Annotated in this window: 11 protein-coding genes; 6 read left to right on the forward strand and 5 right to left on the reverse strand. The window is 62.5% G+C overall.

Going from position 1 to position 13,202, the window contains the following annotated elements:
* The first annotated feature begins 459 nt into the window (after nt 1-459).
* From ACFM35_RS15930 to ACFM35_RS15940, 3 genes are all read left to right on the forward strand, one after another.
* Nucleotides 460-1,005: a hypothetical protein gene (locus tag ACFM35_RS15930; RefSeq protein WP_378843851.1), complete on the forward strand. Its 546-nt coding sequence runs from the start codon at nt 460-462 to the stop codon at nt 1,003-1,005.
* A 278-nt stretch (nt 1,006-1,283) separates the two neighbouring features.
* Nucleotides 1,284-2,369 (forward strand): hypothetical protein, encoded by a 1,086-nt coding sequence (locus tag ACFM35_RS15935; RefSeq protein WP_378843853.1) that lies wholly within the window; start codon nt 1,284-1,286, stop codon nt 2,367-2,369.
* A gap of 625 nt (nt 2,370-2,994) precedes the next feature.
* Nucleotides 2,995-3,285, forward strand: a complete 291-nt coding sequence (locus ACFM35_RS15940; RefSeq protein ID WP_378843855.1) for a hypothetical protein — start codon at nt 2,995-2,997, stop codon at nt 3,283-3,285.
* Nucleotides 3,286-4,255: 970 nt separating this feature from the next.
* Here the strand turns inward: ACFM35_RS15940 and ACFM35_RS15945 are convergent.
* The 4 genes from ACFM35_RS15945 to ACFM35_RS15960 form a co-directional block, all read right to left on the reverse strand.
* Nucleotides 4,256-4,474, reverse strand: coding sequence for a hypothetical protein (locus ACFM35_RS15945; protein ID WP_378843857.1), 219 nt, complete (start codon nt 4,472-4,474; stop codon nt 4,256-4,258).
* A gap of 264 nt (nt 4,475-4,738) precedes the next feature.
* Nucleotides 4,739-5,473 carry a VOC family protein gene (locus ACFM35_RS15950; protein ID WP_378843859.1) on the reverse strand — a complete coding sequence of 245 codons (735 nt, stop codon included), beginning with the start codon at nt 5,471-5,473 and terminating at the stop codon, nt 4,739-4,741.
* Nucleotides 5,474-5,611: 138 nt separating this feature from the next.
* Entirely contained in the window at nt 5,612-5,839 is a 228-nt protein-coding gene (locus tag ACFM35_RS15955; protein WP_378843861.1) for a hypothetical protein, read from the reverse strand.
* A gap of 520 nt (nt 5,840-6,359) precedes the next feature.
* The gene (locus ACFM35_RS15960; protein WP_378843863.1) at nt 6,360-6,605 is read right to left on the reverse strand and encodes a hypothetical protein; all 246 of its coding nucleotides are present in this window, start codon (nt 6,603-6,605) and stop codon (nt 6,360-6,362) included.
* Between the two features lie 111 nt (nt 6,606-6,716).
* On the opposite strand from ACFM35_RS15960, the gene ACFM35_RS15965 reads away from it, so the two are divergent.
* Nucleotides 6,717-7,589, forward strand: coding sequence for a hypothetical protein (locus tag ACFM35_RS15965; RefSeq protein ID WP_378843865.1), 873 nt, complete (start codon nt 6,717-6,719; stop codon nt 7,587-7,589).
* Between the two features lie 1,418 nt (nt 7,590-9,007).
* Nucleotides 9,008-9,604 carry a recombinase family protein gene (locus tag ACFM35_RS15970; RefSeq protein ID WP_378843867.1) on the forward strand — a complete coding sequence of 199 codons (597 nt, stop codon included), beginning with the start codon at nt 9,008-9,010 and terminating at the stop codon, nt 9,602-9,604.
* A 26-nt stretch (nt 9,605-9,630) separates the two neighbouring features.
* Here ACFM35_RS15970 and ACFM35_RS15975 read toward each other — a convergent pair whose 3' ends face one another.
* Nucleotides 9,631-9,951 (reverse strand): hypothetical protein, encoded by a 321-nt coding sequence (locus ACFM35_RS15975; protein ID WP_378843869.1) that lies wholly within the window; start codon nt 9,949-9,951, stop codon nt 9,631-9,633.
* A 609-nt stretch (nt 9,952-10,560) separates the two neighbouring features.
* Between ACFM35_RS15975 and ACFM35_RS15980 the strand changes: the two genes are divergently transcribed.
* Nucleotides 10,561-12,714, forward strand: a complete 2,154-nt coding sequence (locus ACFM35_RS15980; protein ID WP_378843871.1) for a carboxypeptidase regulatory-like domain-containing protein — start codon at nt 10,561-10,563, stop codon at nt 12,712-12,714.
* The last annotated feature ends 488 nt before the right edge of the window (nt 12,715-13,202 follow it).

The raw sequence follows: 13,202 nt of genomic DNA on the forward strand, positions 1-13,202 counted from the left end.
CGCGTCGACGAGATCGAAGGTAGCGACCGACTGGCCACGCCCGTCGAACACGTAGAGCCGATACCGAGGGTCATCACGCTCCCAAGTCGAGTCTCGTTCGTCTACTTCGACTGGTTGCATGAACACACCCTACGAGGTACTTCTGCTATCCCCGTTGGGGTCCGTGAGCGGAACAGCGAGTCGCTCAAGCGAATCCCCAACTAACGTCGGCGGTCGCTGCTGGGACCAGGACGGATTGGCTCGCGGCTGCGTCCAAAGCCGTGTGCCCTCCGACGAGCAAACACAAAGCGGGTCGGGTGATCTCCGCGCCGACTGGATCCTTATGATCGTCGGCGAGCTGATAGCTGCAGATACGGTGGGCAGCAGGTGGGGTTGTATGCCCTGGCCACAGCGACACCCTTCTCAAACAGCTCTAACCATTGACACCACGACGAAAGCCACAAAGCAACGGAGTTCGAAGTGAATGCGCAACATCCGGACGTGCATTGGCTCGGATACGTGTCCTTTGAGATGCCCCACTTCGTCCCGTTCATGGAGTTGGACCGTGCCCAAGCGCGCGAGACATACCAGCAAGTAATGGAATCCCGGCAAGAACGAAGACGAATGCTGAGGTCGCTGCTCACTCACAACGGTTTCGCGACTGACCCCGAGAATGCTCTGGTCGAGAGCCTCGACACGTTCCTCTGCACGTACGCCACGCGTGACTCCGAGAATCCCGCGGAGATGGAAGCTCTCTGGTACGCGGTCGCCTTCGATGTGGCGCTCACGATGGGCGACATCATCGTCGCTCGCGATCCCACTCTGAAGTGGGCACTCCGAACAACAGGTAAATCAACGTTTGACTACCACACGCCCGTGATTGTGGGATTCCAAAACTCCCCGATACCCAACCGTGCAATAAACGTCATCATGGCCGTCGCAGGAAATACTCACAGCGCGGCGGTCGGAAACCCTCGCCCGGGGTTCCTGCGCGAAATGCTCGAACAAGTCCACTCGGAAGCTTGATGGTTGCTCGAGTCCTGGTCACCTTCCGAGGCGTTCCGTACCGTGCGGCGGCTCGCGCTCAAGGCTGGCATCGAGGGCAAGATCTTGCCGCTGTCGCAGTAGCGCCCACGCCTTCGCTCAGATGCTGTCCTAGTCCGCAACCGGATCCGCCTACGGGCGGGCGTCTTCGGAGCAGCCGCGGTACCCGTCGCGGTTGTCAGGCTCCAAGGTTGCGGTCAGCATCGCTCTTCGGGTCGAACCTGCTGGACGCGGAGGGGTTCGCTTGGCAGGGTGTGGCTATGGCTCGCCACAGGGGTATTGTCCGGCATGATCGCTTGCCGACCGAGGATGAGCTAGAGACCGTCGGTCGGAGGGGTTTCGGGCTCAAGCTCACGGGATTCCAAGGCGAGACCATCTCCCTGGGGTTTCTCGCCCCAATCATCACGAGGATTCCCAGTCTGATTATCCAAAGCGAGGCCCTCGTTACGGACGTGGAGATCCTCGAACAAGCTGAAGCCTTGGAGGTTCTTGGCCTCGGACCGGGAGTGCGGGGTGGCGCAGACCTGTCGCAATTGCCCCACTTGCTGGATTTCGAAGGGGCGCTCACGGTGGCGGTCGAGAGCGTGGCCGCCAATCCTGGGCTGCGACGGGTGAACGTCGAGGGGCCTTTAGCGTCGTCCGTGACCCATTTCGCTGGCCCCATCGAGGAGTTCAGTCACTTGGAGGGACGACGGCAAACTACTCTCCCAGTCTTCGCCTGCCCGGAAAAAATGCGCCGCTTCGACAGACTTGACGTCGCACGATTCGACTGTCGAGAGCTTGCCGGTATGAGTGCGCTGGAAAGCCTCTATGTGATGTCCTGTCCAGATGTGGTCAATCTCGACATGCTGGGCGACATTGCCGTCGAAAGCGTGCTCTTCCGAGCGTGCAGAACCGCGGACGGTTGGGACCGTCTGCCGCTCTCGTTGCCGCATGTTGCACTCGATTCTCCCGGGGCTCCGTTTCCACCTGCTGAGTGGACCGATCGCGCCGAACAGCACGGTTGGGACGTCAGACAACTGCGAACGCCGTCGCGACGTGCGGGAGCTAAGGGCTTCCCCATTGAGCGTTCTCCGGACGAAGGCGGTTGGATGGTCTCCGAAACGAACTTCGAGTGGCTGACCGCAGTAGCAGACCGCGTCGCGTCTGGTCCAGATGTCGAAGAGCTGCTGAACGCTCTCCTCGCCGCCGATTCTGTGCTCCGCGCCCTCGATCCGCGATTCGACTCGGAGGGCGACATGTTCGTCGCCTACCTTTCAAGCGAAAGGAAAGCCCGGCGGCTCTCACAGGCAGCCCGCCGACTCGCATCAGACCCAGCGCGCATCAGGGAACTCCTGCGCGAATAGCCTGCTCGCCAGAATGAGCGCCTCACCAGAGGCAGTGCCCGATTTCTTGGCATGCACCGCCTCTGGGCGCGCGGCCCCGAACTCATGGCGTTCAGCGCGCCAGCACCCGTCCTGCAGAGGGATCGGTCACCGGACAGCAGCTGTGGCGAATCTCAGGAGGTGGAGAGTGCCGACCGACCTCGGGAGCGTTAGCGTCGTGGGGAACGAGGGGGGCAGATGCGGGCTGAATGGGATGAGTCGTATTTCGAGGCGCAGCACTGAAGACGCGTCGGTCTACTGGGTGTGTTTCTGGACGGGCGATGACATCGCGCAGTCGGCCCGGCATGATCCGCAGCGAGTCACCGATGCGGACTCAGTTGAGGAAGTCTTGGCCTGGATCCTCGCGGAGAAAGGGGAGCGACGGTTCGAGTTGTTCGTGGAAACCGTCGACCATGCCGAGTCGCGTGACGCGGGTTGGATCGAACACCGCACCCTCATTCGTCTCGCGGGAGACTTCCGACCAAGGGGTACCACAGTCACCGTGAGTTTGACTCGTTAGACGTCATGCGGCATCCAACCGCAGATGGATCCGCATGCGGACACCCACTCAGGACGCGCTAGAGTCGCCTCCGTCACGGGAAGAGGGATGTTCGAGAAGACTGAACCCGGTCACGATGATGCAGACGGCTTGCGTGCGCGTCTGCAGGAAATCGACGCGCAACTGCTGGCGATGTCTCTGCCGCCAGCCATGGAGTTCGATGCACCGATCGGCCAACGTGATGAATTGGAGAAGGAAGCTGCCGAGATCCGAGAGAGGCTCGGCGTCGAAGACCCCCGACCAACTCTGAGCAGAGGGTCTTCGCGAACGGGATGGATAATCATCGGCTTGACCGCGATAGTGATCGTCGCCCTCCTCGCTTGGTCGTCGTTCTGGTAGGTGGGCTCCGGGAGCATAGTTATCCCGATGAGCGATCGCTCAGCGGTCTCCTAGCGATGTGTCCGATCGCGGCGCCGCCACACAGCGCCGACGGCTACGAACCAGACGCCTATGGGAAACAGGGCGAGCGGCACCAGGTGCAGCGGCACTCCTCTCCCGACGGCTAGCGGATCTGCTATGAGAAGTGGGATGCTGGCGACCGCCACCACCAGAGACACGAGTCCCATCACAAGCATCGCCGATGGGTTAGTCGGGCGCTTAGAGAAGATCCCGGCGACGTGATCGGCGTCGACAGTCTGTTGCGACGATTGAGTGCGAGCCTCAGCTCGTTCCCGATTCTTGAAAAGGTACGGATAGCGCACCGCACCGTCATCAGCGATCGGCTTGTTCCTCACTAGCGAATAGATGCCCGCGCTGAGGGACACCAGGCCGAAGACGAGAGGAAACAGTAGACCGTTAGTCCCAGGAGAACCCGGCGGTACGTTCCAAAGTAGCCAGAGCTGGAAACCCCCTAGACCGAGCAGGACCAGACCAACGGCGAGCAGGACCCACCCACTGACGTTCCGAACCCGACGCTCAGCCATTACCAATTTGTATACGTCAATCGCGCTCCCACAATGCCCGCACACCGCTCGCTCTAAGAACCGCTTCGGTCTCGTGCTCGCCACACGCTCCCGAGCGCGATGAAGTAGATCCCGCTAGCCCACAGCAACGCGATCAGCGCCACCACGATCGGGCCGGTGTTTGTGTCCGCGACAAAGTCCCCAAAGAGGAGCGTCAGGCCTATCAAGCCGGAAAGGACGGCACAAACCCCGATGACGATTGCCCCCGCGGGGGACTGCGGCCGCGCGAACATGTCTCCACCATGGCACACCGGGGCCAAGGGCCGATTGAGGATCCACGACCGGTCAACCGTAAGGCAATCCACGACCGGCCTTTCGGTCGTCCCGCAATCTCACCCTGGCGTCCGCTACCTGCGTCGTTTCATTAAGTAGAAGACCCCGACGAGAAGCATCGCGACACCGATGGCGAGTCCTGCGTAGATGACAGCGCCCTGGGCAAGCGACGGAAACCGTGCAGACGCCGATGACAGGTCGCCGGTGAGTAGAAGCGGCACGGCGATCAGGATGCAAATCGCACCGACGCAGGTGAAAAAGATCCCCGCGCGAAGATTTTTGTTGGTTTTCATGCATTCGTCCGATCGGGCTCGGGGCTACACCCGGGAGGTTCTGGCGCGCTTACCTGATCTTGGCAGAACACGATACTGATGGCCTTGCCGGTCGAAACAGGCAGTTCCCGGTAGTCGGTCAGGGAAATGCCCGCAACGGGGTCCCTCTGCGCGCCGACCGTTACCTACCCGGCGGCGATCAGCGCCCGCTCAGTGACCCGTTCGGTTTCTTGGGCTGGGTCGAGACCTCCGTGACGCCATTCCGTCGTGGCTGTCAACAGACGATCACGCCTTGTCGGCGACATCTCCCCATGCGGCGATGTCGACACCGTGGTTGTCGGGGGACGCAAACGTCCACCACGCGGGTGAATGGGAGTCATCCGCGAGCCGCCCGCCTGCGTCGACAATTGCGGCTACGCGCTCGTCTGCACGGTCGTTCGGCACGGCCACGTCGATATGGGTACGGCCGCGTCCCGGCGCGGCAATCTCGTCGAACCACATCCGTGGTCCGCGGCGGAGCGGGTCGACCACGAAACCGCCAAGTGACTCGTACCCCAGCGCCGCAACCCAGAAATCACGTGTGCTCACCCCCTCAGCCTCAGCGATGGCGATCTGAATCGTGTGGAGCTGAGACGGGTCAGCTCTGAGCCCCAGCTCCGCGGCAATAGCCGAGACGCGCCGTACGAGCTTGACATCGATGGTGTCAAGTCCGCCTCGGGGCGTTGACGCGGTGCGGACGACCACGGCTTCGGGCCGCAGGTCGATGTCGGGCTCACGACCGACCGAGACCGTCGCCTGTGCGATACGTCGGATGAACTCGACGCCTGTCGCGAACGAGTTCGTCGGAAAGACCGTCTGCGCACCCCCGTACAGAACGTGCCACCCAGCCGTTCCCTGTTCATCATGAAACTGTTTGGCGCTAATCGATTCGGCCACAAGCCCTCCCGTACACCACGCTGCGAAACGTGACGCCACAGTAGCGAACGACTGCGACATTCGAGCGGCGGCCGCCCAAGCCACGCACGCATTTCACCATGGCGCCTGCGGTCGCATGCCCTTTGTCGCGCCGACCACTCTGGCTCGAGCCGCACCCTCGCGATGCCCGCCCGGAAGCCGGTCGCTGACCGAGACGTTCATTGTCACGCAAGCGGGTACGCCTCAGTTGCCTTGTGTCTCCTTGTTCTGGCCGCGCTTCAGCTCAGTGTTGAAGAGAATGTGTCGGCCGTACCAAACGATCACCGCAGCAGTCAGCAGGCCACCGACCACCGACAGGAGGGCGACCGGCGATGCGCCGAGAAGAACACTCACCGCGATAAGCAGCGAACCAACGACAACACCTGCGAGAGCAGTCCACAACACAATTCGCGAGATTCGAGTGTTCGTCATGATCCACATCTTCCTCCGTCCTACTCGAGCAAGTCGCTTAGCCGGCAGGCCAGCGTGTAACCCTCGGGTGGGGCCGCTTCTTCGCGGACCTCAACCACCTGCCGGCGTATGCGCACTAGCTCTGGGTCCCGCGGGGATGGTGATCCGGGCGCAGATGATTTGCAGCGCACGGTCGCCGCGATCTTTGGAACAATTAGCTCGTGAAACGGTTTGCGCAATCGCGCTCTTTTTGGTGGACCTTGCTGGCGATCGCGGTTGCCGTGATGCTGGCGATGACGGCGCTGATCCTGCTAACAGACGGGAGAAACGGAAATTGGTTCACCGTAGTCGGCTCAGCCTGCACCGTTGCAATCTCCATCACTATGCTGCGAAGCCTCGCGCGGGCAGAGGACGAGCGGAATTCTCACTAGGCGGTCGCTCACCGACCGGTATACGGACCTCACCTCGCCCCAAAGGTCGGCTGGCCAGTTGCGAAGATCGCCTGTCAACCACGAGAGTGACGAACGTGACATCAGACCATTCAGACGATTTTGCGGCGCGTGCGGTCAATCTCCCGAAGGTCGTGCGCGCGCGCCGAGCCGGCTGGTTCCTCGCGGTTGTGGCCGTGCTGAGCACCGCAGCCCCGGTCATTGCTGGGCTGCTTGCCGCACCAGCCGCCGTGGTTGGTGCCACGGGTTTGCTGACCGCAGTTGCCGTCGCCGGAAGTGGACTCAGCTTCAATATTTCGCTTATACGACAGCGTCAGGCAATCGCTGAACGGAATCACGCGTCGGAGGAGTAGCGCGGTGTGGCGTAGACAGTCCTCGAAAGCATGGAGCACGCGTTCCCGGCAAGCCGATCCCTTTGCGATCAACCTGGCGTCGCGGATGATGGTCGGGTGGAATCATTCGAGGAAGGCAAGTCGCGAAGCGCCGCCGAAAGACTGGGCGACTCAATTGTGCAGCTCGTCGGTAGCGACGGAATGGTGGTTCTCGAATCACCTGTCGAAGAATTCGATCGGATCCTACGTGTGAGCCCAATCAGGCCCGGCGCGGTCGCGTTCGATGTGATGGTGGGCCACGACGAAGACTTTGCCTCGTCCGACGCCGGGGGGCTCGTGGTCGTCCACGTGCACACGCCACCACTGGGATGGTGGACTTTCGATGACGAGTCTCATGGGGACGGTCACGCCGCCGCGTGGTCGGTCATCAACCAGCTCGTCGGCGACGGAGGTGAGGCCCACCGCGGACGCCATTCAAGCAACTTGACGAACGCCTGGGGCGTCCTCGTGAGCGGACCACACCACAACGGCGGCGTCAGACCCAAACAACGCCGAACAGTTTTTGCCCCGTACCGCGACTCCGCACCTTTGGAAGGCCCGCAAGACGAAGCCGGCACATGGTTTCGTGGCGTCACTGCGCGGACGGAGATGGAGCGAAACTTTGTTGAACAGCTGCGCATGTTTGCAGGCGACTGGATAAACCTTGGCCTCACACCGGAGAAATCGGTGGGAGTGCCGGCTGCTCGACCGCTATTGGGAGTTGAGGTTTGTCATCACGCCGATGACCTTCGCTGGGCATGGATCCTGGTAGTCGAGGGTGACCGCAAGGTTCGGATCGAATGTTCGTGGGGAGACGATCATCGTCTAAACGATTGGGGCCCATCTCAAGGCGATGTCGACTTCACTGTCCCTCGAGCTACGGCAACGCCGCACGAGTTGGCCAAGTACGCCCACACATGGGTCCGGGAACAAGCCAGCCGACAGCGCTGAACGCGCGGTCGCCTCACAAGCACCCACCACGCCTGCTGAGCGATCCGCTTCCGGGAATGATCTTTTGAGCTGATCAACCGGCTATCCAGTGCTTATCAGGTGACATATCCAGGTTTTGCTCAGCCCGCGTGACTTCGCCAGCAGGCATATTCACCGAGTCCGGACGCGTTTCGAGCGGTCGCTCGATGTCGTCAGGGAGGGTAGCCGTGCCCGAGGTTTGCCGAGAGTCGCGACCGCTCGATGACGGTCGGGGGTGCCGTGACCCTCCAGTCCCGCCTTCCGTCAGTCGAACGGGACAGTTGGGTTGGCGCAAGCAGACCCTCATCGAGGATGTCGATGATCACTGCGGGTGCGGCCTATAGTTACGGAATGGCACGCCCGACACGACGGCCCTCGAGGGAGGCCGTGTTTGCTCCCGCAGTGTTGGGCATCATGTGCCTCCTACTGGGAATAGTCCTCGCAGTCACTCAAACCTCCGAGGAGCTATCCAAGGTGTCCATCGGGAACGTGCTCAATCTTCCCGGGTGGGGCTGGAACGCGTTGCTCGTTGCCGTCGGGGTGATATTCCTTGGCCTAGCGGTCCACGCCTTCCTATGGCGGCGTCGCTTGTAGCACCCCATCCCATCGGCCGTTCCTATAGCCGATTGACGATCCGTTTGCGCTATTGCCGCTAGCCTCGCGCCATCACGCAGGGCCCGGTGCTGCCACCTCCTTAAATGTGTTGATCATCGTGGGCCTCATGGATGTCGTCATCGCATTGACGCCGGGCTGATGGTCGGCCCGCGCGCCGGGTCGTGGCGTACTCGATGAGTCGCGCCCTCCGGATCGCAACGGGCTCCGGTCCTTGCGAATGCCGCTAGCGCTCTGCACCCCGACCTGACGCGGCTCGGTCCGGTCGCTTCTACGCTGGAAGTTGTGGAATGACCACTATGAGCGCCGCAAAGACGGCAAGGACGGCGACGATGAGGACGACCCAGCCAATCCAGCTCGACCTCGGAGGTCGCCCCTTGGCCGGCGGCTGCTGCAGTTCAGCGCGGAGTAGGTCTGCTTGCGCCTCGAGTTCTTGGATCGACGTTCGACGGCCAAAGTCCACGAATTGGGTAGACGTCTCAATCTGCGCCGAGCAATCTCTTCAAGTTCCTCGGTGATCTGATCGAGCTGCGCAGACAACTCGACCCGTTCACTCGCGGGCGGGACCCCGGCAGGTGTGGCTTCATCATCGGGCATGCGATGAAGCTACGCGACCACTGGCACCTTCGCTGCATGGGCTGGTCCGGCGATTTTCACCTGACGGAGCATGAGATCACCGAGACAAAGAAGTTCGCGGACCGGTTCGTGAGCGATTCGGGGGTCTGGGACCGATTGCTCGTGTGAGCTGACGTCTAGCCCAAGCGACCTCGTGGGGGAAGTCTTCGGACATGAATGAATTACTGATCGGATACGCGCGCGTGTCCACATACGAACAAGATCTCACCGCACAAAAAGTCGCCCTCGAAAGGCTCGGCGTCGACCCCGCGCACATCTACACCGACCACGGTTTGACCGGCACGAATCGCGCGCGACCCGGTCTTCGCGAAGCGCTGGCCGCATGCCGTAACGGAGATACCCTCGTCGTTGCAAAACTCGACCGGCTAGCTCGGTCACTCCGCGATGCGAAGGACATCATCGACGAGTTGACAGCGAAGCATGTCAAGTTGAGCATCGGAGGCTCGGTGCACGATCCACTCGACCCTGTGGGCCGGTTGCTATTCAACGTCCTCGCCATGGTCGCCGAGTTCGAATCGGACCTGATCCGCGCCCGAACCCGCGAAGGAATGCAGGTGGCTAAAGCCAAAGGCCACCTCCGCGGGAAGCAACCCAAGCTGTCAACAGCCCAGCAGCGCCACCTGATGGAGGTGCACAACGCGGGGACTCACTCAACGGCTGAGCTCGCAGAACTCTTCAACGTCGCCCGGTCCACCATCTACCGGACAATCGAACGACAGCAACAGGCGACCACAACCAGGCACCCCTGAAAGATCCGTGGACGGCTCAGGTAGCTCTACGTTTCAGATTGCCGCGCACGACGTCGGGCGGCAGCGATGTTGCTTCCGATGATCACGGCGATCACGGGAATCCAGCAAGAAACGACGATGAACGCACCACCCAAGCCACTGCCCGAAATGTAAGCAGTCATCAGCGCGCCAGCTGTGGTCAGGGCCGTCCCTGCGCCGTAAAGTTGCCGGCCTCCCTCGGTCTGTCCGACAGGTGACCGCCACGCAGGATATTTCGCGTTCGGGTGCGCGCGGCGGTAAGCGACGATCGAAGCGATGCACAGGGCCTGTCCCAGCAGAGCCAGAAGTAAGGTCCATATCCAGGTCACTCGACCATGCAACCATCAATCAAGTCGTCATTTGGATGCCGAGGGCGTCCACGTCCGAAAGACGATCCTCCACCGCGTCGAGGGCACGCTGCCGCCTCGAGGTCGGGACTTCGCACATGCGAACCAACACGTGGGCGGCAAGCGACCGAGTCCGGTCGCGACCCCCGCGAGCTGTGCTCGCCTAACTGGATGGTCATCTTGGTGCTCTCACCGTGGCGTGGGGCGGGTCAGTAGTGGTGTGGGGCGAAACGGTCGTCGACCCGAAGACGCAACGCGGCGCCTCGGGCTGAAGCGCACTGTTGGTGACATCGGGACCACGATTTCTGCGGTCGTGAATCCGCCCATCCCCGTGGTTAAGGCGTTAGTCGTGTAGGCACTCGAGACTGCCGTGGTGGCTCGGTGCGTTTCGACCAATATCGGGTGGGTTAGGGCCGTGAGCAACCTCTCTTGGTGGCCGTCTCTTGTCGAATTGATGAGCGATCCTTGCGCCGCAGATCCTCGATGCATCATTGTTGCGGAATATACAACGCACTCGGTCGCCGTCCGAGACTTTCGCGTGGTCTGCGGTCAGTCTGGGATGCGCCTCGAGTGCGGGGGGGAGGGGTGCGCATGCGCGCACAATCACTTGGGGGAGTGTTGATGTCTTCAGTCCAGCATCGCAAGGGTTCTCGTTTGATCGGGTGGCTGCTCGCTGTCCTGATGGTCGCGGGAGGATGCCTTTCGGCCGCCCCAGCGAACGCGGTGCCGGCGGGATCGATATCGGGCGTCATCACTGACACTTCCGGAGCCGTGGCGTCCGGCGTTCAGGTCGTCGCATACCGTTACGACGCCGCCAGCGGGCAGTGGATGTGGGACGCTTCCGCAACGACCGACACCGACGGGTCGTATGGCCTGGCCGGACTCGCAGATGGCGACTACCGGATCCAAGTCGGTACGGCCTTCGGCTCGACGGACTTGGTTCCCGAATGGTGGGACGACGCCCCCGACCTGTGGTCGGCGACCACGATCACGGTCTCGGGCGACGTGGCAGTCGCCGGTATCAGCCCGGTGTTGGCCACCGGTGCCTCGATCAGTGGCGTTGTGACTGACGCGCAGGGAGCTGGCATTCCTGGGGTTTCCGTACAGGCAAGCAACGCCGTCACCGGCGCGTTCGGAGGCGTGGCGCTGACCGATGAGTCGGGAGCGTACAGAGCGACAGGGCTTGAAGCGGGTGACTACGTCATTCAGTTCGTGCCTCTCGGCGGAAGCGGAGCCTTTGCCGGTGAGTGGTGGGATGACGCCACTTCGCGATCGAACGCGGCCCTCATCAACCTTCCCGCTGGTGGGCAGCAGACCGGTATCGACGCCGTCCTGTCGAACGCGGGGGTCATCGCCGGCACAGTCACCGACACGGTGGGCGCACCCGCCCCATTCACCTTTGTCACGCTCTACCGCGCGACATCGGATGGCGTGGGCGACTATGTCGATTCGAGGACGACCGGGCCCGAGGGAAATTACACGTTCTCGGTGCCTGCGGGTGACTACAAGGTGCAGTTCTCGACTTCGGGTGCGTTTCTGGGCGAGTGGTTCGATGACGCTCCGGACGCCCAGTCTGCCGCCGTGGTGACCGTCACCGGCGGCGCCACGACGACCGTCGACTCGCAGCTCACGACCGGTGCCACAGTGAGCGGTGTCGCGACCGACGACGCAGGGCAGCCCGTCGCGAATGTGACGGTCTGGGCGTACAGGGTGACAGACGGAGTGCGTGGACCGGGCGGTGGCGCCGCCACGTCGGCCGATGGAAGCTATTCGATCTCGGGTTTGGAAGCGGGGGTCTACAAGATCGAGTTTGACACGCAGAATGCCTCGTCCGAGGTCGCGGGCGAGTGGTGGGACGACGCCAAGACCGAGCAGTCCGCGACGACCCTCGACCTGAGCGCAGGCGAGATGGCCACCGATATCAGCCCCCGCCTCGCGCCGGCTGCCAGTATCTCGGGCACCGTCGTCGATGGCTCCGGGACACCTCTCAACGATGTCCGTGTGAATGTTCGAGATATGGCAAGCGGTGAAGACGTCACAGGCGTCTACACGCGAGCTGACGGGTCATTCACTGCGCGCGCTTTGGATGCGGGAACCTACCGGATCGGTTTTGAGCAGGTCCGGGGCGACGGATCGATGTTGACCGAGTGGTGGAACAACGCCGTGGACGCGGCGTCTGCTGACGACATCGTCTTGAGCGCTGGCGGAAGCGTCGACAGCATCGACGTGGTGCTTTCCGAGGATGACAGCTCCGTGCTCGAGACATTCTCTGCATCACTGTCGGGCAAGGTGACCGACTCCTCGGGCGAACCGGTTGCCGGAGCCTCGGTATCGGTAAACGGCGCTGTTTCTGGTGACAGTTATCAGACCAGGGGTGATGGCACGTGGTCGGCCAGCGGGCTCCGTGCCGGCCCATACACTGTCAAGTTCTCTGCGGTGATCGACGGCGAGCTCGTCTCGACGTGGTGGGACGGGAAAGCTGATGAAGCGTCGGCGGCGCGGATCGCCCTGGCCAACGGCGAGCAGCGCACCGGAATCGACGCCCTCCTGGGCGCCTCGCCCCTGCCAGCGCCTGTGCCGCCGCCGCCCGTGCCACAGGTGCCGGTGCCGCCGGCATCGGTTCCCGCGTCCGCCCTGGCGGCAACCGGCGCCCCCGACCCGCTCGTGCCCACCGGGCTCGGCGCGCTGTTGTTGCTCGCTGGCGCCGCCCTGCTCACCCGCCGCCGGCGCACCCGCACCACCTGAGAGCAACTCACGGTACTGACGGTGCTCTTTCTCGATCGGCGTGAGGCTCGAGGCGCGTCGGAGACATCGTGCTGGGGACCCAAATATTTATAAAGACATCGCGTGGACATTCACGCGCGAAGTGGACATTTCAGAAGGTTTGCTACACCAAGCAGCACCTGTACGGAACGGCGCGACTTGTCCGCCGCGCGCACGTAAGAGCGGGCTATCGACTCGAGAAATGTCCACGTGCTGCACCGTCATCGTTGCGTGAAGATGTCCACTTCCCGTCGGGACGAGCGTCCGCAAGCGGATCCGCTTGCGCGACCAGCGGTGTCGCGTTGATCGACCCCAACGGGGATAGCAGAAGTACCTCGTAGGGTGTGCTCATGCAAGCAGTCGAAGTAGACGAACGAGACTCGACTTGGGAGCGTGATGACCCTCGATATCGGCTCTACGTGTTCGACGGGCGTGGCCAGTCGGTCGCTACCTTCGATCTCGTCGACGCG

This window comes from Microbacterium songi (genome assembly GCF_042747925.1).
Taxonomy (GTDB): domain Bacteria; phylum Actinomycetota; class Actinomycetes; order Actinomycetales; family Microbacteriaceae; genus Microbacterium.

Excerpts from the sequence above, each read along its gene's own strand:
- ACFM35_RS15935 (WP_378843853.1), top strand. The coding sequence starts at position 1,284 with ATGGCTCGCCACAGGGGTATTGTCCGGCATGATCGCTTGCCGACCGAG.
- ACFM35_RS15940 (WP_378843855.1), top strand. The coding sequence starts at position 2,995 with ATGTTCGAGAAGACTGAACCCGGTCACGATGATGCAGACGGCTTGCGT.
- ACFM35_RS15945 (WP_378843857.1), bottom strand. The coding sequence starts at position 4,474 with ATGAAAACCAACAAAAATCTTCGCGCGGGGATCTTTTTCACCTGCGTC.
- ACFM35_RS15955 (WP_378843861.1), bottom strand. The coding sequence starts at position 5,839 with ATGACGAACACTCGAATCTCGCGAATTGTGTTGTGGACTGCTCTCGCA.
- ACFM35_RS15970 (WP_378843867.1), top strand. The coding sequence starts at position 9,008 with ATGAATGAATTACTGATCGGATACGCGCGCGTGTCCACATACGAACAA.
- ACFM35_RS15980 (WP_378843871.1), top strand. The coding sequence starts at position 10,561 with ATGCGCGCACAATCACTTGGGGGAGTGTTGATGTCTTCAGTCCAGCAT.